The 21205-nt window shown below is 68.0% G+C and carries 20 protein-coding genes and 1 tRNA gene; 4 read left to right on the plus strand and 17 right to left on the minus strand.

Translation table 11 applies throughout. The features are described 5' to 3' along the window. Positions 1–18: 18 nt before the first annotated feature. From xrtA to H7V21_RS04360, 11 genes are all read right to left on the minus strand, one after another. Entirely contained in the window at positions 19–1554 is a 1536-nt protein-coding gene (xrtA, locus tag H7V21_RS04310) for an exosortase A (RefSeq protein WP_188055603.1), read from the minus strand. Continuing rightward, entirely contained in the window at positions 1551–2759 is a 1209-nt protein-coding gene (locus H7V21_RS04315; RefSeq protein ID WP_188055605.1) for a TIGR03087 family PEP-CTERM/XrtA system glycosyltransferase, read from the minus strand. The genes xrtA and H7V21_RS04315 overlap by 4 nt, the downstream gene beginning before the upstream one ends. Further along, positions 2759–3832 carry a FemAB family XrtA/PEP-CTERM system-associated protein gene (locus H7V21_RS04320; RefSeq protein WP_188055606.1) on the minus strand — a complete coding sequence of 358 codons (1074 nt, stop codon included), beginning with the start codon at positions 3830–3832 and terminating at the stop codon, positions 2759–2761. Before H7V21_RS04320 ends, H7V21_RS04315 begins: the two co-directional genes overlap by 1 nt. Then, entirely contained in the window at positions 3829–4671 is an 843-nt protein-coding gene (locus H7V21_RS04325; protein WP_188055608.1) for an XrtA system polysaccharide deacetylase, read from the minus strand. The genes H7V21_RS04320 and H7V21_RS04325 overlap by 4 nt, the downstream gene beginning before the upstream one ends. A 9-nt stretch (positions 4672–4680) precedes the next feature. Continuing rightward, positions 4681–5778 carry an AAA family ATPase gene (locus H7V21_RS04330; protein WP_188056352.1) on the minus strand — a complete coding sequence of 366 codons (1098 nt, stop codon included), beginning with the start codon at positions 5776–5778 and terminating at the stop codon, positions 4681–4683. 32 nt (positions 5779–5810) lie between these two features. Continuing rightward, positions 5811–7451, minus strand: a complete 1641-nt coding sequence (locus H7V21_RS04335) for a hypothetical protein (protein ID WP_262504004.1) — start codon at positions 7449–7451, stop codon at positions 5811–5813. Next, a complete protein-coding gene (locus H7V21_RS04340; RefSeq protein WP_188055610.1) occupies positions 7448–8449 on the minus strand; it encodes an AAA family ATPase in 1002 nt (333 codons plus the stop codon). The genes H7V21_RS04335 and H7V21_RS04340 overlap by 4 nt, the downstream gene beginning before the upstream one ends. 10 nt (positions 8450–8459) lie before the next feature. Beyond that, a complete protein-coding gene (locus tag H7V21_RS04345) occupies positions 8460–9977 on the minus strand; it encodes an XrtA system polysaccharide chain length determinant (protein WP_188055612.1) in 1518 nt (505 codons plus the stop codon). A gap of 10 nt (positions 9978–9987) precedes the next feature. Continuing rightward, positions 9988–10629, minus strand: coding sequence for an XrtA/PEP-CTERM system exopolysaccharide export protein (locus tag H7V21_RS04350; protein WP_188055614.1), 642 nt, complete (start codon positions 10627–10629; stop codon positions 9988–9990). A gap of 102 nt (positions 10630–10731) precedes the next feature. Then, positions 10732–11976 carry a pyridoxal-dependent decarboxylase, exosortase A system-associated gene (locus tag H7V21_RS04355; protein ID WP_188055616.1) on the minus strand — a complete coding sequence of 415 codons (1245 nt, stop codon included), beginning with the start codon at positions 11974–11976 and terminating at the stop codon, positions 10732–10734. Then, positions 11973–13487: an acyl-CoA ligase (AMP-forming), exosortase A system-associated gene (locus tag H7V21_RS04360; RefSeq protein WP_188055618.1), complete on the minus strand. Its 1515-nt coding sequence runs from the start codon at positions 13485–13487 to the stop codon at positions 11973–11975. Before H7V21_RS04360 ends, H7V21_RS04355 begins: the two co-directional genes overlap by 4 nt. A gap of 103 nt (positions 13488–13590) precedes the next feature. Between H7V21_RS04360 and H7V21_RS04365 the strand changes: the two genes are divergently transcribed. From H7V21_RS04365 to H7V21_RS04375, 3 genes are read left to right on the plus strand one after another with little or no spacing between them, the layout of a single operon-like run. After that, complete coding sequence (locus H7V21_RS04365) at positions 13591–13863, plus strand: phosphopantetheine-binding protein (RefSeq protein ID WP_188055620.1); 273 nt, start codon at positions 13591–13593, stop codon at positions 13861–13863. Then, positions 13860–14561: a hypothetical protein gene (locus tag H7V21_RS04370; protein ID WP_188055622.1), complete on the plus strand. Its 702-nt coding sequence runs from the start codon at positions 13860–13862 to the stop codon at positions 14559–14561. Before H7V21_RS04365 ends, H7V21_RS04370 begins: the two co-directional genes overlap by 4 nt. After that, on the plus strand, positions 14549–15349 hold the full coding sequence (locus H7V21_RS04375) for a hydrolase 1, exosortase A system-associated (RefSeq protein WP_188055623.1): 801 nt from the start codon (positions 14549–14551) through the stop codon (positions 15347–15349). Before H7V21_RS04370 ends, H7V21_RS04375 begins: the two co-directional genes overlap by 13 nt. Before the next feature lie 24 nt (positions 15350–15373). On the opposite strand, the gene trxB is transcribed toward H7V21_RS04375, so the two are convergent. The 6 genes from trxB to H7V21_RS04405 form a co-directional block, all read right to left on the minus strand. After that, entirely contained in the window at positions 15374–16345 is a 972-nt protein-coding gene (gene trxB, locus H7V21_RS04380) for a thioredoxin-disulfide reductase (protein WP_188055625.1), read from the minus strand. A gap of 147 nt (positions 16346–16492) precedes the next feature. Next, complete coding sequence (locus H7V21_RS04385; RefSeq protein ID WP_188055627.1) at positions 16493–16630, minus strand: hypothetical protein; 138 nt, start codon at positions 16628–16630, stop codon at positions 16493–16495. Positions 16631–16746: 116 nt separating this feature from the next. Continuing rightward, positions 16747–16823: transfer RNA gene (locus tag H7V21_RS04390), tRNA-Met, on the minus strand. Positions 16824–16889: 66 nt separating this feature from the next. Further along, positions 16890–17399, minus strand: coding sequence for a 2'-5' RNA ligase family protein (locus H7V21_RS04395; RefSeq protein WP_188055629.1), 510 nt, complete (start codon positions 17397–17399; stop codon positions 16890–16892). After that, a complete protein-coding gene (locus tag H7V21_RS04400; protein ID WP_188055631.1) occupies positions 17396–19324 on the minus strand; it encodes a potassium transporter Kup in 1929 nt (642 codons plus the stop codon). The genes H7V21_RS04395 and H7V21_RS04400 overlap by 4 nt, the downstream gene beginning before the upstream one ends. Before the next feature lie 123 nt (positions 19325–19447). Then, positions 19448–19924 (minus strand): Lrp/AsnC family transcriptional regulator, encoded by a 477-nt coding sequence (locus H7V21_RS04405; RefSeq protein WP_262504005.1) that lies wholly within the window; start codon positions 19922–19924, stop codon positions 19448–19450. A 128-nt stretch (positions 19925–20052) separates the two neighbouring features. On the opposite strand from H7V21_RS04405, the gene ald reads away from it, so the two are divergent. Next, positions 20053–21165 carry an alanine dehydrogenase gene (gene ald / locus H7V21_RS04410; protein ID WP_188055633.1) on the plus strand — a complete coding sequence of 371 codons (1113 nt, stop codon included), beginning with the start codon at positions 20053–20055 and terminating at the stop codon, positions 21163–21165. Positions 21166–21205 lie beyond the last annotated feature (40 nt).

The following is a 21205-nucleotide window of genomic DNA, read 5'->3' on the forward strand; positions in this document are numbered from 1 at the left end:
CAGGAAGAGCACGCGCGCCTAATCGGCTCCGGACGCGCGATCCGCAAGCCCCTCGACCGGCCCGAGCGCGGCGAGGAAGCGTTCGATGGCGGGGCGCGTCTCGCCCTGCGCGCCCTCGGCGGAGACCAGCACCGCGACGCCCGCCTGCGAACCGCCAAGCAGCTTCGCCTTCAGCGTTTCGAGCTTCACTCGCGCGGCACTGCCGGTGAGCGCGTCGCCGACCCGATACCAAGTGACGGTCTCGCGCTCGATCGGGCCGGGGTGCGTCATGCGCAGCGCAGCGCCGCCGTCGAGCGGCGGCAGATCCTCGATGCGGACCCAGCGATCATTCTGGCGGATCGCGCCCTGGCCGAAGCCGACCAGTTCCTTGCCTTCGTACTGGCTGCCATAGACCGCCACCACCAGATCGACAGGCACGCCCGAGCCGTCACGATAGCGCGCATGCGCGAAGTGATCGGCGCCGGGATAATTCGGAGACCAGGGAGCGGATTGGCTGAGCGGCACCGGCTCCCAGCCAGGCACCGCGGGCAACGTCACCTGCGGCGGGAGCGTGGCCGCGCGCGCGGCGATCGCGCTGCTCCAGGCGAGGAACAGGCTCGCCATCGCCAGCACCAGCAGCCCTGCGACGGGCGCGTCGATGCGGCGCGCGGCCGGCGACGGGAAATCTGCAGGATCGAACCAGCGCGCATCGGGATCGCGATCGAACCAGCGCCAGCCGATCGCGAGCACGCCCGCCATCACCACACCGAAAAAGACCCAGCCATAGAGGATGTGATCGAACCCGGTCGCAGCCTCGACCGAAGTATGGAAAGCAGCGAAGATCGTGCCCCAGGCGCGCAGTCCGTTGGCGATCATCGGCACGGCCAGCGCCATGGCGAGGAAGGCGATCCGACGCGGCCAGGAAATATAGCAGACGTTCGCAACCAGCACGCCATAGGCGAGCATCGCGATCACGAACTTTGCGCCCGAACAGGCCTCGGCCACTTCGAAATAGCCATTGGGCGTGGTGATGAGCACGCCATCCACCGTCGCCGGGACTCCAGTGACGTGCAGCAGCGGCATCAGGATCGCGACGGTGAGATCCTGCAACGGCTTCTGGAGCGCCTCGCCGAAAGGCACGAGGAAAAGCATGTAGGCGAGCGGAAACAGCAGCGCACGCGCGACATGCGGGCCGAGCACCGTCACCACCGCGCCCTGCAGCATCAGCACCAGCCCGAGATGGCGGAACAGCGCGACACCCGCCGCATCGCCGAGCAGCCAGCCGAACCCGCCCGCGCCGACCAGCGCCAGCCCCGGCCACCAGCTCGCGGGCGCCAGCTGCGAAAGCCCGGCGCGGCGTTGCCACACCAGCCAGCCCACCACCGGCCCGACGAACAGGCAATGGCCGAAGGTGGTGTTGGTCCAGTAGATCGTCGCGAGATCGGCGACGTCACCGCGAAAAAGAAACAGCAGCACTGCCCAGGCACCGGCGAGCACGGCGCCATGGCGTTGCCAGCCGCGGCCGAAACGGACCTCGTCGGGCGTGAACTCCGACGCCGGATAGGCGAGCGTCACGCCGCCGACCGCCGCGGGGATCGAAGCGGCAGCCCCAGCACCTCATCGAGCGGGGCGAGCCGGGCTTCCCAGCTGTAGCGCTCCATCACCTGGCGCCGTGCGGCGGCGCCGAGCTCGGCGGCCTTGGCCCGATCGGAAAGCAGTTCGGTCACGGCTTCGGCGATTTCGCCCACCGTGGATCCGACGCGGATCGTGCCGCGATGATCGATTCCCTGCGCCGCGGCCGTGGAAGCGACCATCGGCCGCGCCATCGCCATCGCCTCCAGCACCTTGTTCTGCACGCCGCGCGCCAGCTTCAGCGGCGCCACCGTGACCGCGGCGGCGGCAAGCCAGCCGCGCACATCGGCGACTTCGCCGGTCACCATCACGCCGCGCTGCTTTGCCAGCGCCTTCACTGCCTCGGTGGGATTGCGCCCGACGATCGCGAATTGCGCATCGGGATGCGCGATGCGGATGTGCGGCAGCATCGTTTCGACGAACCAGGTCACCGCCTCGATGTTCGGGCGATAATCCATCTGGCCGGTGAAGACGATCAGCGATCCCATCGAATCGATGCGTTTGAACTGGGCGGCCGGATCGAAGAAATCGGTATCGATCCCGTTTTCGATCGCGTGCACCCGATCGGCGCCCGTCCGCTCGCGAAACAGCTGCGCCTCGGCCTCGCTGACGAAGAGATTGGCGTCGGCGCGTGCGGCGACGGCCTTTTCATGCTGGAGCAGCAGCCGCGATTCGCGCGCCAGCATCCAGCCCATCGGCCCCTTCGCCCCCTGCGCATAGGCAGCGAATTTGGCCGAATCCATGTCCACGAAGTCCATAATGACACGCTGGCGCGGCCGCGCCGGGAGATATTGCGCCATCTGGCTGGAGAAGACGAAGATGGTGTCGATCGCATGGCGCGCGAGGATATTGTCGACTGCCTGACGCAGCGGCTGGTTGTCGAACGCCGTCAACGACATCGGCCGGTGCGACATCAGCGCCTGCAGCCCCGCCGTCACCTGCGGCTTCGAGCGCCAGATGATCGAGCGGTTGCCGGTGTATTTCGCAAGACCGCCCTTGCGCTTCAGATCGGCGGGATCGTCGGCGAAGGCGATCAGATGGACGCGCTTCTTTTCCGACAGATGCTTGAGAATATGAAAGCCGCGGATCTTGTCCCCGCGATCGGGCGGGAAGGGAATCCGGTGCGCGAGGAACAGGATGTCGCCCATCACCCGAGGCCCTTCGAAATCCAGGGGCCGAGGCGATTGGCGATCGGAAGCGGCAGGCGCTGCCACGCCGCCACCTGCAGCCGGTAGCGTGGGTTCTGCGGATTGACGACGCGCGGCGCCGCGCCGTTGGCGGTGCGCGTGAAATAGGCGAGCGGCCGGGGATCAAAACCCCAGTTCTTCTTGAAGGCGGCGGCGCCCGTGCCGGTCTTGGATCGGCCGAAGTCGAAGCGACGGCACCCGCGCTCGCGGGCATGGCTCATCAGACCGAAATACATATGATCGTTCGCGCGCAGCGCGCGTGCGGCGGCCGTTCCGCCGCCCCAGTAAGGATAGACGGTTCCGTTCCAGTACAGGCTCAGAACGCTTGCCACTGCCACTCCCCGATGCCGAACGGTCAGCATATCCGCGGAATTGCCAAATTCCCGTAAAACCTCCGAAAAGAGCCTCCGGGGAAATACGGGGGTCCCCAAGTTGCGGACCGACTCGGCATAGACGGCATAGTGCGCCGCAGCGTCATCGACGTGACAGCCGACGGATATTTCGAGTTCCTTCTCGAACGAGCGGCGCACCTCGGCACGCTGCTTGCGCGGAACGGCCTTGAGCTCGGCCTCGTCATCCTCGGCAAGATCGCGGGTGAAGCCGCAATAGGTGGTCTCGTCCGCCATCCAGGCGCCGCCCGGATGCGCCCCGCCACGAAGCTCGACCGTCGGACAGCTCAGCCGGGCGGCCAGTTCCCATGCGGCTTCGGCGAGAGGAGCGACAGGCCCCGCTCCCTCGGCAAGAATGCCGCCGCCGACGCCGAAGCCCGCCGAGACGAGCGCGCGGCCGAACAGCGGCGAGTGAACTTCCGTGAGCGGCAGCACGCCGGCGACTTCGCCATTGGCACGCTGGGCGATCAGATAGTGCGCCTTCTGACCGCAGCCGCGCGCAACCGCCGTGCTCCAGGCAGGCAAGTGAAACGGCGTGCCCTCGGGATGATCGTGCACAAAGGCGCCGATCCGCGCCCGTTCGATCGGGTCGGCGAGGTCGGCGCTGCGCAACGCCAGCGGCCGCGAGAGCAGCGGCGCGTTCAAGCGCGCACCTCTGCGACGCCGTCGAGGACGCGATCGACTCGGTCCCAGCGGTGGGCCGCGATCAGCGCCGCCAGCTTGCCGCGCATCGCGCCAAGCCGGGCATAGTGCCGCAGGCGGGATTTGAACGGCGCGGAATCGACGCGCGGCTGGCCGGGATCGATCTCCCAGGGGTGGAAGTAGAAGACCGCGGGTGCGCCCTCCGCATTGGCCGCGCGGATCGCCCGGTCGGTGACGCTGGCCGGGAGCAGGCGAAAGAAGCCGCCGCCCGCCGTCACTTCGCGCCCCATGAACCGCGCGAGCGTGACCGGCAGCTCGATCAGACCCGAATCGTTCAGCGGGCGATAGGCGCGGCGCGGCGCATCGGGCATGCCGTAATGATCGTGCCGGAGCGGCGCGACGCTGGACGAATAGGCATAGCCCTCCTCGGCCAGCACGCGGTGCGCCCAGGGCGTGCGGCTATCGAACGAGAAGCTCGGGGCACGATAGCCAGAGATCTTCGCTCCCGTCGCGTCCTCCAGCGTCGCCCGGGCGCGAGCGAGATCGGCGCGGAACTGCTCGGGCCCCATGGTGAAGACGCGCTGATGGTCCCAGCCGTGGCTGGCGACTTCATGCCCCGCCTCGACGATCCGCCGCATCAGCGCGGGATAGCGGTCCGCCACCCAGCCGAGCGTGAAGAAGGTCGCGGATACGCCACCTTCGGCGAACAGCTCGAGCACTGCATCGGTGTTCCGCTCGACGCGGTGTTCGAGCACACTCCATTCCTCGCGCGCGATCACCGTTTCGAAGGCGCCGACCTGAAACCAGTCCTCGATATCGACCGAGAGGGCGTTGGCGACCATCGACCCGCCTCAGGCGGCCGTGTTGCGGAGCGCGGAGATGTCCGGCCGCTTCGCGCCGTCGCTTTCGACCCAATCGACCAGCAGCGTCAGCACGCGCCGCAGCGCCTCGTCCTGCCCCCGCAGCTGAGTCTCGAGGTCGGCGATGCGGCGAGCGAGCGTCGCGTTGTCGCCAGCGCCCGCTGCCTCTGGGCGCGGTTCCGCGTCCTTGACGGCCGGGGCGGATGCGGACGCGGGCTGCGCCACCGGCTCGGGCGGCGCGACCGGCGCAGGCCCCGACCGCGGATCGGCCGACAGCGGCGTGTCATGATCGAGATCGGCGATCACCGCGTCGAGTTCCGGACCACCGAACGTGTCGATCCGCTCGATCGCGCCATAGAGGAGCACGCGGCCGGCGAGTTGGTTCAGCCGGCGCGGACTGCCGCTCGACCAGCGGTACATCGCCGCGACGGCATCGTTGGTGAAGCGCGGCTTGCCGCGCCAGCCGACGATCGAAAGCCGATGGATCAGATAGGGCTCGACCTCGTCGGCCTCCATCCCGCTGAGATGGTGCATCGCGATCACGCGCTGGCGCAGCTGCTCCAGCCGCGGGTCCGAGAGAGTCGCGCGGAATTCCGGCTGGCCGAGCAGGAAAATCTGCAGCAACGGAAAGCCGCCGGCCTGAAAATTGGAGAGCATCCGCAGCTCTTCCAGGCTTTCGAGCGGCAGTGCCTGCGCCTCGTCCACCACCAGGAGGGTGCGCCGGCCCGTCCGGGCGACGCCGTGCAGCCCCTTCTCGATCGCGGCGAGCATCGCCGCCTTCGGTTGGCCGAGCAGATCGAGATCGAGCCCGGTGCCGACCATCAGCAGCAGATCCTCCGCCTGCACCTGCGTCGAGACGATCTTGATGACGTTGAGCCGTTCCTCGTCGATCTGGCCGAGGAGGTGCCCCATCAGCGTCGTCTTGCCCGCGCCGGGATCGCCGGTGACGACGACGAAGCCCTCCCCCTGCGAAAGACCATAGCCGAGATAGGCCATCGCCTTGCGGTGCGTGGCGGTATCGAACCAGAATTTCGGATCTGGTGTCAGCGCGAACGGCCGGCCGCTCAGTCCGTAGTGGTCATCGTACATCATCTCACTCCGCGGGAAGCCCCCCTCCCCGTTCAGAAACCGTAGCGCAGGCCCAGCAATGCCTGGGCGGCGACGCTGTTGTCCGCTTCCGCCGCCTGGCCGACACCATAGATGCCGAGCGCCGCAGTGGCGCCGAGGCGGCCGAAGCTGTGCGAATAAGCAGTATTCGCGCCCCAGCCGAACAGCCCCTCCGAACCCGGCAGGCCACTGTCGTAATAGTTCACGAAGAGATTGCCGCTCAGCTGGCCATAGGCGCCGACCTGCTGCCCCGCGAAGAATTGCGCGTAGAAAGTGTCGTCGCTCAGCCCGTTCACGCTGAACCCGGAGCCGACATCGGGCGCGATGAATTCGCGGTTCGAATAGCCCGCGCCCAGCCCCATCCGCAGCGGACCGCGATTGATCGCGAAGACCGCGTCGATGCCGCGCGCGCGATAGTTGGCGGTCGCGATCGACTGGAAGACGCCCGGCAGGCAGCCGCCCGCAGCCGAACCGGAAGTGCCGAACACGCATCCGTTGTAACCGCTGTTGAACGGATCGGAGATCGGGCGGAAGTCGGTCGGAAGCGATGCCAGGCCGTTGCGCAGTTGGCGGCCGAAACTCTGCACGCTGTCGTAGACGCCGACCTGGATCGCGCTCGCGCGGCCGAGCTGATAGCTCAGCGAACCCGTGTAGCTCCAGCTTCCGTAGCGCTTGCCGACGCGCGCCTCAAGCGAAGTACGCGTGCTGGGGCGCCAGATCACGCCGGCATCCCAGAAAATGCCGTCGATGTCATAGGCGATGCGGCGCGGCGAGGCGGGATCGGTGACCTGGCGGCCATTGCCGTCCGTCACGGGATTGCCCGAGGAGTCGCGCAGCGGATCGCGCTGGCTGATCTCGATCTCCTCATAGCCGACGCCGCCCACGACCGCGAGGCCGCGGCCGACCGGCAGCACTGCGTCGCCGCGCGCATAACGCCCCTCGTAGCGCTGATCGAGCTGGCCCGCCTCCTCGCGCTCCCAGGCGCCGCTGGCGGTGAGGCCGACCGGCAGGACCGCGCCCGCGCGAACGCCGACGCTGGCAGTCGCCAGATGCGACGTGGAATCATCGTAGAAGTCGATCGGCGGCTGGCCCGTCGGGGCGCCGGTCACCCCCGGCGCCTCCACGCGCGTATAGCCGAAGCGATAGCCGGCGTTGACGTTCGCCGGACCGACGCGCGTGGCGAGAGTCGGCCCCGCATAGCCCGAGTAGATCTGGCTGACGTTGCTCGTGTTGCCGATCAGGCTGCCGGGGACGTCGCCGCGGATGTCGGCGCGCGCGCGCGTGGCGACCGCACCGCCTTCGACGCTGAAGCCGGGCAGCACCATGGCGGCGGCGCGGGCGACGCCGGTATGCACCGAGCTGTCCGCCAGATCGTCCTCATAGGCGAAGCGATGCTCATAGTTGTACGAGACTGCCACCTGGACGCGGCGCGTCTGCACCGAAGCGTCGACACCGGCCGAGACGCGCGTGTAGGTGAGCACGTCATCGCCCGATAGATCGCCGGTGAGAACCTGCCCCACTTCGATATAGGGCGCGATGTCGGCGCGCCGCTGGCGATCCTGCGCCGCGGCCGGAAGCGCGAGCGTCGCCGCGGCGGCGAGCGCGATCGCCGAGCACGTCGTTCGCGCAGAGAAGGCACCGTTCGGCAGAGTCACTTCGCCGCCTCCCCGTAATAGGAGCCGAAGCGATAGCCGCTCGGCTGAAACGAAACGCCGTTCAGCACGAGCTGGATATGCTCGCAGGCGTCGACCATGGCGACGGCCTCGCGCAGATCGCCCTCATTGGTCTGGTCGGCGCGCACGACCAGCATCACCTGCCCGACGTGCAGCGCCAGCACCGAGGCGGGCGACGCCGCGAGCACCGGCGGCGAATCGAAGATGACGATGCGGCGCGAATTGGCCGCGGCGAGCGCGTCGAGCACGGCGCGGGCACGGTCGCTGGCGAGCAGTTCGGTGTCGTTCGCCGATTTCGTGCCGGCGGGCAGGATCGAAAGCTGCGGAATATCGGTATCGAGGATGCATTCCTCGACATCGGAGATGCTGCCCGAAAGCGCGTCGAGCAGGCCCGGACCCTCGTCCGCGCCGAGCCGCTTCAGGATATCGGGCTTGGCGAAATCGGCGTCGACGAGCAGGATTTCGAAGTCCTTCTCGGCCGCCATCGAGAGCGCCAGATTGATCGCGCAGAAGGTCTTGCCCTCGTTCTGCCGCGCCGAACAGACGAGCACCATGCGCGCGCGATCGGCGTCGGCACCGGCGACGGCCCGCGCGGTGAGCAGCAGCTGGCGCTTCACCAGCCGGAATTCCTCGGCGAGCGGCGTGACGGCGCTGCCGGGCACGATCATTCCCAGCTCGCTCAGCCGCTCGCGATCGATCGCGACGCGGCGGCGGCCCGGCGCGGCGGATCGGGGCGCCGGATGATCCGGTACGTCGCGGACTTCGGAGCCGCGGCGAATCGTCGGTCCTTCGGGAGCCTGCGCCTTCTCGAACGCAGGCTGTGGGGCCGGTGCCGGGGGAGCGGCGGGAGCCGGCGCGGGGACCGGAGCCGATCGCTCGCGCACTTCGACTGCGGGAGCGACGGGCACTCCGAAATGATAATGCTCCGCCGCTCGCTCGAGCAACGTTCCCTTGTAGCGGCGCGATGTGGAGTCGTTCATCTGCCCCTCCTCACGCGATCATGCCGCGCTGCACGAATTCCACGCCGACAAGGCCGACATAGGCGATCACCAGTGCGACGGTGCCGCCCGCGAAGAGCGTGAGCCGCTTGCGCCGCAGCGCGCGCTGCGCATCGGTGACGACTTCGCCGATCGCGCCGATCACCGGCATGCCGCTCGCCTTTTCCAGCCGCCGCGCGGTCGGGAAGGTCGTCTGCAAGCGGCCGAGCGCGAAGGCGGCGCCGACGCCCGCGCCGAGGCCGACGATCAGCACGGCGGTGAGCAACAGCGGGCGGTTGGGCGAAGTCGGCACGCGCGGCGCCGTGGGCGGATCAATCACGCTGAATTTCACCGCGTCGGTTTCGGTCTGCACCTGCGAGCGCAGCCGCACCTGTTCGCGGTCGGCGAGAAGCTGCTCATATTGCGCCCGGAGCACCTGATAATTGCGTTCGCTCGCCGATTGTTCGGTAGCCGCGCCGGGCTCGGCCTCGAGCCGCTCCTGCAGCTGCTCCAGATCGCCTTCGATCTGCGCCTTGCGCTGCGTGAGCGCCGCCACTTCCGCCTGGCGATCGGCCTGCATCGACTGGAGCCCGACGAGCGCGGGATTCACGGTCGATCCCCCGCCGCCATATACCGGCTCGCTGCGGGCTGCCGCACGTGCCGCCGAAAGCTGGCTCTGCAGCGCCACCACATCGGGATGATTGTCGGTCCAGCCGCGTGCCCGCGCTTCCGCGAGCTGGCCTTCGATCGCGGCGAGCCGCGCCCGGGCCGGGCCGGCGGTGGCGGTTCCACCGCCACCCGCGACGGTGCGCGGCGTGGCCGCGATCCGTGCATTGACCGAGTTGAGGCTGCTCTGCGCGGCGACGAGATCATTCTCGATCCGCGAGAGCTCGGTGCGCGCCGCCGACAGGCGCTCGGAAAGCGATCCGGTGCCCGGCAGCGATCCGAGGAACCGCTGCTCGAATTCGGCGCGCGCGGCCTCCGCTTCCTGAAGCTGGCGCTGGCGCTGCTCGAGCTGCTGGTCAAGGAAGCGCAGCGACTGGCTGGTCTCGTCGCGGTCGCTCGCCAGATTGTCCTCGACGAAGATGTCGATCATCTTCTGGACGATCGACTGGGCCAGCCGCGGATCGCCCGCCGTCGCCGAAATCTCGAACAGATTGTCCTGCTGGGCAGTGAGCTTGATCATTTTCTGGAGCGAGGCGACGCGATCCGCCACGTCGCGGTCGCTGGCGACCGTGTTGGCGAGTTCGGTGCCGCGCACGACCTTCTCCAGATTGACCGCAGACGTGAGCGTCTGACGCACGCGATCGATCTCGCGCTGCTGCTGGGCCACCTGATTGACGTTGGTCTGGTTGGGCAGGATCTGGCGCAGCTGGACGAAGACCCGTGCGCGCGATTCATAGACGTTGGGGATCTGCGACACGACGAGCCAGCCGAGCAGGCACACGCCCCAGGCGACCGCCAGCGCGATCCAGCGGCGCATCCAGATCGCGTGCAGCGCAGCGCGAAGCTCGTCGTAGAGACCTCCCATGCGCGGCTCCTCAGAACATGCTTTCTGGGATGATGATCACGTCGCCCGGTTCCAGGCGCACGTTGGCGGAAACATCCCCGTTCTTCAGGAGATCGGACAGGCGCAGGCTATATTCGCGCTGGCGGCCCGAGCTTGCGTCGAACCGCACCAGCCGCGCCCGGTTGCCCGAGGCGAATTCGGAAAGCCCGCCGACGGTAATCATCGCGTCGAGCAGCGTCATGTTCGCGCGATAGGGGATCGATGCCGGCCGCTCGGTGGCGCCGACGATCCGCACCTGCTGGCTGGAGGTGCCCGAGAAATTCTCGACGATCACCGATACGATCGGGTCGCGGATATATTCGCTGAGCGCGATCTTCATGTCGTCGGCCAGCATCGCCGGCGTCTTGCCGGCGGCGGGCATGTCGCTGATCAGCGGCGTGGTGATGCGGCCGTCGGGACGCACCTGAACCTTGGTCGAAAGCTCTGGATTGCGCCAAACGAACACCTGAAGCGAATCCATCGGGCCGATGATATATTCCTCGCCGGGCGCTTCACGGGTGCCGCCGAAGGTTGCCGGCGGCAGTTCGGGGCGGCTCGCGCCCATACAGCCGGCGAGCAGCAGCGCAGCCACAAGCGGCACCGCGAGAGTCTTGCCGAATCCGTACAAACCCATTTTCGAACCTCCCGCCACGCACGGCTACTCGCCGGCGACGTCTCGACCGGCCAATCCGCGCAGGAACGGTGAAGCTATGGGGGGCAAGAGGTAAAATTAGCGTTAGGAGTTTCTGCCATTCGCCAGCAGTTCGCGCGCAGGCGGATGGCCTAGGAACGCGCTTGGGCTCGCCGTCGCGCCATAGGCCCCGGCAAGGAACACCGCGACGAGATCGCCGACTTGCGCCTCCGGCAGTGCCGCTCGATCCGCCAGCCGATCGAGCGGCGTGCACAGCGGACCGACGACCGAGATCGTGCCCGCGGGCCTTGCCTGCATCCGCGCCGCCACTGCGACCGGATAGTTCCGGCGGACGACGGTCCCGAAATTGCCGGTCGCGGCGAGCTGGTGATGCAGCCCGCCATCCACCACATAGAAGGTTTCGCCGCCGCTCTCCTTCGTGTCGACGATGCGCGTCAGGTAAACGCCCGCCTCTCCCACCAGCCAGCGGCCGAGCTCGATCGCGAAGCGGCTGTCGTCCAGCCCCGGCGGGCGGCTTGCCAGCGCCTCACCGAGCGCCGCGCCGATCGCTTCGACATCGACGGGCGCATCGCCCGCGAAATAGGGGATGCCGAATCCGCCTCCCAGGTTGACGAGCGGCGGCACCCGGCCGACCCTTTGCGCCAGCGCGGCGGCGAGCTTCACCGTCTCGGCCTGTGCCTCGATGATCGCCGCGGTGTCGAGCGACTGCGACCCGCCGAAGATGTGGAAGCCCTGCCAGTCGGCATTTTCCGCGAGCAGGCGGCGGACGAGGTCGGGCACGCGCTGCGAATCGATGCCGAAGGGGGAAGCGCGGCCGCCCATGCGCATCCCCGATCCGCGCAGCTCAAAGTCCGGATTGACGCGCACCGCCACGCGGGGAGCGATACCCAGCCGCAAGCCGATCGCCAGCGCCCGATCCGCTTCGCCTTCGGACTCGAGATTGATCGTCGCGCCCGCGCGAAGCGCAGCCTCCAGCTCGGCGTCGCGCTTGCCGGGGCCGGCGAAGCTGATGTGCGCGGCGGGCTTCACCGCCAGCGCCTTCGCCAGCTCGCCCGCCGAAGCCACGTCGAGACCGCCGACCCGCGGCGCGATCGCTTCGAGAAGCGGCGCGAACGGATTGGCCTTGATCGCATAGTGGATCTCGACCTCGCCCGGCAGCGCGGCGCGCAGCCGCGCGATCCGCGCAGCGACAATGCCGAAATCATAGACGAAGAGCGGCGTGTCGCCTGCCTCGGACGCCCAATCCCCTGCCGTACGCCCGGCGATGGTGAGCACGTCCTGTCCGGCGAATTCGGGAGGGATCGGCCCCATCGGCTTCGCGCTCGTCATGCTCGTTCCCTTTCGCCGAGCGTCGCCTTCAGCATGGCGCGATCCAGCTTGCCGTTCGGATTGCGCGGCAGATCGGCACGCCAGACGAACTCGCGCGGCTGCTGGAAGCTAGGCAGGTCGCGGCGCAGCCGGGCGCGCAGTTCCTCCTCGCGCGTGGAGTCGCCGCGTACCACCACGACGACCGCCTGCCCCAGCCGATCGTCGGGCACGCCGAACGCCGCTGCCTCGGCCACTTCACCGCCGGCCAGCACCGCATCCTCGATCTCGGTCGGGCTGATGCGGTTTCCGGCGCTCTTGATCATCTCGTCGTCGCGGCCGACGAAGCGGAGCAACCCGTCGCTCCCTTCGACCACCGTGTCGCCGGACCAGACGGCCATGCCGTGGCTTTCGGCAAAGCCTGGCGCAGGCCGGAAACGCTGCGCGGTCCGCTCGGCGTCGCGCCAATATCCCTGTGCCACCAGCGGTCCCGCATGGACCAGCTCGCCCGGCTCGTCGGGGCCGGCGCGGCTGCCGTCGGGACGGACGACCAGGATCTCGGCGAACGGAATCGCGCGCCCGATCGAATCCGGGTGAGCGTCGATCAGCGACGGATCGAGATAGGTCGAACGGAACGCTTCGGTGAGGCCATACATCGCGTAGAGATCAGCCTGCGCGAACCGGCCGCGCAGCCCGCGCACCATGCGCGGAGTCAGCGCGCCGCCGGTATTGGTGAGCCGCCGCACGCGCCCCGCCGTCTCCTCGGGCCACTCGGCCTCGAGCAGTTGCACCCACAGCGGCGGCACGCCGGCGATGGTCGTGACGCGGTGGCGCTCCACCGCCTTCACGACGTCGCGCGGCGTGAGATAGTCGAGCGGCACGACACAGGCCCCCGCCGCCCAGCTGTTGAGCAGCTGATTCTGGCCATAGTCGAAACTGAGCGGCAGCACCGCGAGCTGGCGATCGTCGGGAGTGACCTTCAGATAATGCGCGACGCTGATCGCACCGAGCCAGAGGTTTGCGTGGCTGAGCATCACGCCCTTCGGGCGCCCGGTGGAACCCGAGGTATAGAGAATCGCCGCCAGATCGGTCGAATCGGCGGCCGAGGGCGGCAGCGCATCCCCCGCCTCCGCGAGTTCCTCCTCGGTGACGATGCGGCAACCCGGCGGGACGTCGCCCGGCTCGAGCGTGGCGATCCGGGCGGGCTGAGTCACGAGCAGCTCGGCCCCGCTGTCGGCGAGGATATGCGCCACCTGCGCACGTTTCAGAATCGGATTGATCGGGACATGCACCTGGCGCGCGCGCGGCACCGCCAGCGGCAACAGGCAGGCAGTGCGCGTCTTGGGAAGCCAGCTCGCCACGCGGCCGCCGAGGCCCGGCCCAAGCGCCGCCAGCACATGCGCCAGCCGCCCGACCCCCGCCTCGAGCTCGGCGTAGCTGAGCGTTCCCGTGCGATCCTCGAGCGCGGCCGCATCCGGACTGCCGCGCAGCGGCAGCGCGTCGATCGGATGCGGCACGGGATCGAGCGGGATCATCGCATCCCGCATAGCGCCACTGGCCGCTCCGCAGAAACCCCCTTGGTCTTGGCATCGCCGTCGACAGCCGCTAGCGACGCTGCACCAGCGAAGGAGACGGCGCGTGCTGCCCGAAAGAACGGTCGAGGTAGAGAACACGGTGCGTGCGGTGCTGCGCGACGTGCTTGGCCTGGCCCCCGCCCGCGCCGCGGCGTTCGATGCGGCCACGCCGCTGTTCGGCGCGCTGCCCGAACTCGATTCGCTGGCCGTTGCAGGTGTGCTCACCGAGCTCGAGGATCGGCTCGGCATCCTGATCGAAGACGACGAAGTCGATGGCGAGATGCTGGAGACGTTCGGCGCGCTCACTCATTTCGCGGCGGCCAAGGCATTGAAATGATCGACGGGTACGACTGGGCCGGCGGGCGCGAGGCGATGCTGCGCTTCGGCCCGGTCGACGCTCCGGTCGTGATCCTGGCACTGCCGCTGTTCGAGGAAGCGAACCGCACCCGCGGCTTTTCCGTGACTCTGCTACGCGCACTCGGCGAGCACGGCATCGGCGGCGCGCTGCCCGATCTGCCCGGCACCGGCGAAAGCCCGATGCCGACCGAGGAAGCGACCATTCAGGGTTGGCGCGCCGCCTTCGCCGCGGCGGCTGCGTCGATCGACGCGCCCTCGATCCATGCGGCGGCGATCCGCGGCGGCGCACTGCTCGACCGGGACGCGGCAGTGGCGAGCCGCTGGCAATTCGCCCCTGCCGCAGGCGATGCACTGGTCCGCGAGCTGCTGCGTGCACAGCGAGTCGCCGAACCCGATTCGGCAGTTACGCTGGATCTCGCCAATCCAGCCGACGACGGCCCGCCGGTGACGCTGGCAGGCAATCGCATTGCCCGGGGGCTGCTGCGCGAACTCCACGTCGCCGAACGGAGCCGCGAAGCGCCGCTCCGAGTGGTGCGGCTGGAGAGCGATCCGGCCGTCGCCGATGCGCGCGTGCCCGGCGTGCCACTCTGGCGGCGTGCGGAACCGGACAACGACCCCGCGCTCGCGGCGGTGCTCGCGCGCGATCTCGCGGAGTGGGTGCGGCAATGCGGCGGCTGATCGCGTTTCCCTGCGCCGGCGAGACTCTCGTCGGCACGTTGGACCTTGCCGAGGGCCCCGAGGGCCTGTTGATCGTTTCCGGCGGCAACGAAGTGCGGATGGGCGCACATCGCGGCATGGCGCTCCTCGCGGGGCGCGTGGCGGCCGAGCTGGGCGTTTCCGTCTTTCGATTCGACCGGCGGGGAATCGGCGATTCAAGCGGCGAGAATCGGGGGTTCGACAGCAGCCGCGACGACATCGCAGCGGCGGTGCGCGCCTTTCGCGATGCCGTGCCAGGGCTCCAGCGGCTGACCGGACTCGGCAATTGCGACGCAGCGAGCGCGCTTGCGCTGTTCCACGAACATACCGGCTTCGATGCACTGATCCTCGCGAACCCGTGGACGATCGAGGCGGTCGACGATCTGCCGCCTGCCGCGGCGATCCGCGCGCGCTATGCCGCCAAGCTTAGGGATCCGCGCGAATGGCTGCGGCTGGTACGCGGCGGCGTGGACATCCGGAAGCTGGCCCGCGGCCTGGCCAAGGCTTCCGCCACCCCTGCCCCCGCCGCACCAGCCAGGCTGGCGGCGCGGCTCGCCGGTGCGCTCGATGCCTCGCCGGTACCGGTCACGATCCTGCTTGCTGCAGGCGACAATACGGCGATCGCCTTTCGGGACGAGTGGAAGGCGCCGATGTTCGATCGGGTCCGTACACGCGCCGCCCTGCACGGCCGCGATACCGACAGCCACAGCTTCGCGCGCGAGGGCGACAAGCAATGGCTGTTCGAGCGCGTGCGCGAAGCGCTCGGCTGAGCGCTCCACGCAACGATCAGCGCGTCATTCCGCCGCGCGGGCGACGTTCTCAAAATCGGCTTCTGCCAGGAAACGCTCGGCATCGAGCGCAGCCATGCAGCCGGTGCCCGCCGCCGTCACTGCCTGGCGATAATGCTTGTCCATCACGTCGCCGCAGGCAAACACGCCGGGTACGTTGGTCTTCGTGGTGCCCGGAGTGACGATGACATAGCCGTCGTCGTCCAGCGCGACATGGCCGCGGAACAGCTCGGTCGCCGGATGGTGACCGATCGCGACGAACCCGCCCTCGACGTCGAGCCGAGAAAGCTCGCCGGTCTGCGTGTCCTTCAGCTGCAGCGCGACCAGCCCGGCCGGATCGCCCTCCCCCACGAAACGCTCGACCTGCTTGTTCCAGAGCACCGTGATCTTCTCGTTCGCGAACAGCCGATCCTGCAGGATCTTTTCGGCGCGCAGCGAATCGCGGCGGTGGATCAGCGTCACGTCATGGCTGTGATTGGTGAGGTACAGCGCCTCCTCGACCGCAGTGTTGCCGCCGCCGATCACCGCCACCTTCTTGCCGCGATAGAAGAAGCCGTCGCAGGTGGCGCAGGCACTGACGCCCTTGCCCTTCAGCAGCTCCTCGCTCTCCAGTCCCAGCCACTTGGCCTGGGCGCCGGTGGCGATCACCAGCACGTCGCCGACGTAAACGGTGCCGCCGTCGCCGACGAGCCGGAACGGCCGTTGGCTGAGGTCGACGTCGACGATCGTGTCCCACATCATCTGTGCGCCGACATGCTCGGCCTGCGCCTGCATCTCCTCCATCAGCCAGGGACCCTGGATGACGTCGCGAAAGCCGGGATAATTCTCGACATCGGTGGTGGTCGTAAGCTGGCCGCCCGGCTGAATTCCCTGGACGACGATCGGCGCCATGCCCGCGCGCGCGCCATAGATGGCCGCCGACAGACCGGCAGGGCCGGAGCCGAGGATGAGCATGCGCGTGGAGTGGGTTGCAGTCATGGGTCCGTCCGATGTTGGCGATGCCGCATCTAGGGGAACGGCACCGCCATGCGCAACATGGGGCGTGCCGGTGATGCGGCAATGGACGGAGCGGATATTATTGCTGTGGCGCCGCCAAGCCGGGCTTGCTTGCGACGCAGCGACCGATCAGAGCACCGCCCAGGCGAGCGCCACCCAGACCAGCAGCGACGCGCAGACGGCAAGGCCCAGCAAGAGCGGCGCGGCCACGTGCGGCATGTCGCTGGGCTCTGCAAAATGCGCGGGCACGTCAGAAAGCTTCCGCATGGTGCCATCTCCTTCCGCCGATCGTCTCATGCAATCCTTGTAGAAGGTTTTACGACGCACGCCTTCTCCGGAGAGGTGCGTATTTCGATGCGAGGACGAGTATCGGCGGGGAATGGTGGTAGCGGAGGAGGGACTTGAACCCCCGACACGCGGATTATGATTCCGCTGCTCTAACCAACTGAGCTACTCCGCCATCCCGCCAGGCGCAAAGGCGTTCCCGTGCGCGGAGCGCGCCACATAGGTCCGGCCCGTGCGGCGGTCAAGCGAACATATGACGTGAATAGGCCTCCCAGGGTCCGTCACGATACATCCAGCTCGCCAGCCCAGCGATCGCGAGCGGTCGCGGCGTGAAACCGGCGCTCAATTCGGTGAACAGCGCCCGCGCCATTCGCGGCTCCACCTTGTTCTGGATCGTCACGTGCGGCCGCCACCCCGCCTGATCCTGCGGCACCAGCATGCCGGTGAATGCCTCCGACAGCGCGTCGCGAATCTGCTCGAGCTCGGGCGATTCGATGCGGAAGGCCACTCCGCCGCCAAGGTTCAGCAGCCCCGCCAGCATCGCACGCGGTGCAGCCACGCCGCGCGTTTCGGCCGCGAGGCGCCGTTTGAGCTCCCCGCCGAGCTCGGGCGCAAGATGGTGGAAGAGCGTGCAATGCGCCGGCACCAGGTTGCGCTCGGGCGGGAAGTGCCGCCGCCGCAGCCCGTCCAGAAAGGCGAAATCCTCGCCGCCGAACAGCGCCGTCACGATGAGCGGCGCCGTGCGGCTCAAATCTCGACCTGACTGCCCAGTTCGACCACCCGATTGGTGGGAAGGCGGAAGAACTCCATCGCGCTTTCGGCGTTGCGGAGCATCCAGGCGAACACCTTCTCGCGCCACACCATCATCCCCGGCTTGGCGGAAGGCAGCAGAGTCTGGCGGGCGAGGAAGAAGCTCGTTTCCATCATCCGGAACTCGTCGCCGCAAGTATGCACCTTCTTCAGCGCCGCGGGCACGTCGGCATCCTGCATGAAGCCGAAGCGGATCACCATGCGGTGGAAGCCCTTGCCGAGATCGTCGATCCGGACGCGATTCTCCTCGGCGACGAACGGCTCGTCGAGGATCTTCACGGTGAGCAGCACCACGCGCTCGTGCAGCACCTTGTTGTGCTTGAGGTTGTGGAGCAGCGCGTGCGGCACGCCTTCGGGCGTCGAGGTCATGAACACGGCAGTGCCGGGCACGCGAGTCGCCGAATTGGCGGCGCTCTCGATGAAGATCTTGATCGGCATCGCGCTCTCGCGCAGCCGCGCCATCATCAGTTTGCGCCCCTTGGACCAGGTGGTGAGCAGACCGAAGATCACCACGCCCACCAGCAGCGGGAACCAGCCGCCATCGGGCACCTTCGTCAGATTCGCGGCGAAATAGGCGCCATCGACGATGAAGAAGAGCGCGAGCAGCGGGATCGCGTAGCGCTTCTTCCACTTCCACAGGAAGAACAGCACGACCGCGAGCAGGCAGGTGTCGATCAGCATCGCGCCGGTGACGGCGATGCCATAGGCGGCGGTGAGGTTCGACGAGCTCTGGAAAGTGAGGACGAGCAGAATCACCATTACCATCAGCAGCCAGTTGATGAGCGGGATGTAGATCTGTCCCGCCGCCGCGGCGCTGGTATGATCGATCCGCAGCCGAGGAATGAAGCCAAGCTGGATCGCCTGCTGCGTCACGGAGAAGGCGCCGGAGATCACTGCCTGCGAAGCGATGATCGCGGCCGCCGTCGCGACGAGCACCAGCGGCAACTGCAGCTGCTGCGGCGCAAGCAGGTAGAAAGGATTTTCGAGCGCGAGAACGCCGTCGCGGATCAGCAGCGCGCCCTGTCCCAGATAGTTCGCCATCAGCGCCGGCAGGACGAACCACAGCCACGAGATGCGGATCGGCCGGCGACCGAAATGGCCCATGTCGGCATAGAGCGCCTCGGCACCGGTGACGGCGAGCACGACCGATCCCAGCGCCAGAAACGCCGCAAGCGGATCGTCGACGAAGAACATCACGGCATAGTGCGGCGAGAACGCCCACAGCACCTGCGGCGTCTGTACGACGCTGATCAGCCCGAGCGTGGCGATGGTGAGGAAGTAGAACATCATCACCGGCCCGAAGAAGGCGCCGACGCGCGCCGTTCCGGTCCGCTGGATCGAAAACAGGCCGACCAGGATCACTACCGCCAGCGGCACCACCCAATGCTCGAACGGCGGAGCGGCGACCGCCAGCCCCTCGACCGCGCCGAGGACGGAGACCGCCGGAGTGATCATGCTGTCGCCATAGAACAGCGCAGTCGCGAACACGCCGAGCATCACGATGCCCGCCGCCCAGCGACGCTCGCCCGAGCGGCTGGAAATCAGCGCCAGCAGCGCCAGGCTGCCGCCTTCGCCCTTGTTATCGGCGCGCATGATGATCGTGACGTATTTGAGCGTCACCACGATCATCATCGACCAGAACATCAGGCTGATGACGCCCATGATGTGCGGCGTATCGAGCGCGAGCGGATGATGCCCCGCAAAGGTTTCGCGGAACGCATAGAGCGGGCTGGTACCGATATCGCCGAAGACGACGCCGACCGCGCCGACGGCGAGCTTCCACAGCGCCTGCTGGTGTGCATGGCCGCTATGCTGATCGGGCAGGATCTCGGGCGCCGCGTCGGGCGCGCCGTCTTGCTCGGTCACGGGTGCAGCGATCGGGCCGGTGTGAAATGCGACTTGGTCATGCGACCGGTTCTTTTCGTCTCGGGACGCGGGCCGTTAGCACGCGCACCATGCACTCGCAACAAGCGGAGAAACACGGTGGATTCACGGCTGCTGGCCGAACAGCGCATCGGCTTCGGCCCGGGTCGGCACCGATCGTAGTACAAAGCTGCTGTTGATCGTCACCACGCCGGGCAGCCGGCCGAGGTGTTCGCGGTGGAGCCGCTCGTAATCGTCCAGATCGCGGCAGACGATCTTGAGCCGATAATCCTGCCCGCCCGAAACGAGCGCGCATTCGACGATTCCGTCGATCTGGGCAACCGCACGTTCGAATCGGGCGAGGTCTTCCTCGACCTGGGTTCCGAGGGTGATGTCGACCAGCGCGGTGACGCGGAAGCCGAGTCGGCGGTGGCCAAGCCGCGCCGCATAGCCGAGGATATGCCCCGACGCCTCCAGCGCCTGGATTCGCCGCGTGCACGCCGATTGCGACAACCCCACCTGGGCGGCGACTTGCGTGACCGGCGCGCGCGCGTCACGGGCAAGCAGCTTCAGGATTTCGCTGTCAATAGCGTCAATCTGCATGAAATCCCCTTCTCTCCGGCGATGGGCAGGGCTTCCATGTGCCGCAGTGCAGCCACGCGCGCAACTTTGCAGGGACTCGCGGCGCGGATCACGGCTAAGCTGCGGGCACAGCAAGGAGAGGTTCGAACATGCGCGTCGGTGTGCCCAAGGAGATCAAGAACCACGAATATCGCGTCGGCCTGACGCCGCCCTCGGTCGCGGAGCTCGTTGCGGCGGGGCATGAGGTGATCGTCGAGACGACCGCCGGCGGCGGGATCGATTTCGAGGATCAGGATTATGTCGACGCAGGCGCGCGAATCGTGCCGACCGCGGCGGACGTCTTCGCCCAGGCCGACATGATCGTGAAGGTGAAGGAGCCGCAGCCGCAGGAGATCGCGATGATCGAATCGCGGCACACGCTGTTCACCTACCTCCACCTCGCCGCCGATCGCCCGCAGACCGAGGGGCTGGTGAAGTCCGGCGCCACCTGCATCGCCTATGAAACGGTGACCGGCGCACGCGGCGGCCTGCCGCTGCTCAAGCCGATGAGCGAAGTCGCCGGGCGCATGTCGGTGCAGGTCGGCGCGCATTATCTGGAGAAGGAACAGGGCGGTCGCGGCGTTCTGCTGGGCGGCGTGCCCGGCGTGGCGCCCGCGCGCGTGGCGATCCTGGGCGGCGGCGTCGCCGGCGTGAACGCGGCGCAGATGGCGGTCGGCATGCGCGCCGACGTGACCATCTACGACATCAACAACGACCGCCTCGCCGAGCTCGACATGTTCTTTTCGAGCCAGATCAAGACCGCCTATGCCAGCAAGGCGGCGATCGAGGCGGCGGTCGCCAAGGCGCATCTGGTGATCGGCGCGGTGCTGGTGCCGGGCGCGGCGGCTCCCAAGCTGGTGACGCGCGAGATGCTCAAGACGATGAAGCGCGGCAGCGTGCTGGTCGATATCGCCATCGATCAGGGCGGATGTTTCGAAACGTCGAAGGCGACCACGCACGACGATCCGGTCTATGAGATCGACGGCGTGACGCATTATTGCGTCGCGAACATGCCCGGTGCAGTCGCGCGTACCTCCGCTTTCGCGCTCAACAACGCGACGTTGCCCTTCGTGCTGGCGATTGCCAACAAGGGCGCGGCGCGGGCGATGGCCGAGGACGGCCACCTCGCCAATGGCCTGAACGTCTCAGACGGCAAGATCCGCCACGCCGCAGTCGCCGAGGCGTTCGGCATGGAATATGAGGCCTGGAACGGAACACACTGAGAACATTGCGCGTTCGGCCATCGACGACATTCTGAAGAGG

Origin of the sequence: Sphingosinithalassobacter sp. CS137, assembly GCF_014334115.1 — a bacterium.
Taxonomy (GTDB): Bacteria; Pseudomonadota; Alphaproteobacteria; order Sphingomonadales; family Sphingomonadaceae; genus Sphingomonas.

What these genes read in the sequence shown, in the direction of transcription:
- H7V21_RS04315 (WP_188055605.1), bottom strand. Translation starts at nt 2,759, where the DNA reads ATGGGCGACATCCTGTTCCTCGCGCACCGGATTCCCTTCCCGCCCGAT.
- H7V21_RS04325 (WP_188055608.1), bottom strand. Translation starts at nt 4,671, where the DNA reads ATGGTCGCCAACGCCCTCTCGGTCGATATCGAGGACTGGTTTCAGGTC.
- H7V21_RS04330 (WP_188056352.1), bottom strand. Translation starts at nt 5,778, where the DNA reads ATGTACGATGACCACTACGGACTGAGCGGCCGGCCGTTCGCGCTGACA.
- H7V21_RS04340 (WP_188055610.1), bottom strand. Translation starts at nt 8,449, where the DNA reads ATGAACGACTCCACATCGCGCCGCTACAAGGGAACGTTGCTCGAGCGA.
- H7V21_RS04345 (WP_188055612.1), bottom strand. Translation starts at nt 9,977, where the DNA reads ATGGGAGGTCTCTACGACGAGCTTCGCGCTGCGCTGCACGCGATCTGG.
- H7V21_RS04350 (WP_188055614.1), bottom strand. Translation starts at nt 10,629, where the DNA reads ATGGGTTTGTACGGATTCGGCAAGACTCTCGCGGTGCCGCTTGTGGCT.
- H7V21_RS04355 (WP_188055616.1), bottom strand. Translation starts at nt 11,976, where the DNA reads ATGACGAGCGCGAAGCCGATGGGGCCGATCCCTCCCGAATTCGCCGGA.
- H7V21_RS04360 (WP_188055618.1), bottom strand. Translation starts at nt 13,487, where the DNA reads ATGATCCCGCTCGATCCCGTGCCGCATCCGATCGACGCGCTGCCGCTG.
- H7V21_RS04370 (WP_188055622.1), top strand. Translation starts at nt 13,860, where the DNA reads ATGATCGACGGGTACGACTGGGCCGGCGGGCGCGAGGCGATGCTGCGC.
- H7V21_RS04375 (WP_188055623.1), top strand. Translation starts at nt 14,549, where the DNA reads ATGCGGCGGCTGATCGCGTTTCCCTGCGCCGGCGAGACTCTCGTCGGC.
- trxB (WP_188055625.1), bottom strand. Translation starts at nt 16,345, where the DNA reads ATGACTGCAACCCACTCCACGCGCATGCTCATCCTCGGCTCCGGCCCT.
- H7V21_RS04385 (WP_188055627.1), bottom strand. Translation starts at nt 16,630, where the DNA reads ATGCGGAAGCTTTCTGACGTGCCCGCGCATTTTGCAGAGCCCAGCGAC.
- H7V21_RS04405 (WP_262504005.1), bottom strand. Translation starts at nt 19,924, where the DNA reads ATGCAGATTGACGCTATTGACAGCGAAATCCTGAAGCTGCTTGCCCGT.
- ald (WP_188055633.1), top strand. Translation starts at nt 20,053, where the DNA reads ATGCGCGTCGGTGTGCCCAAGGAGATCAAGAACCACGAATATCGCGTC.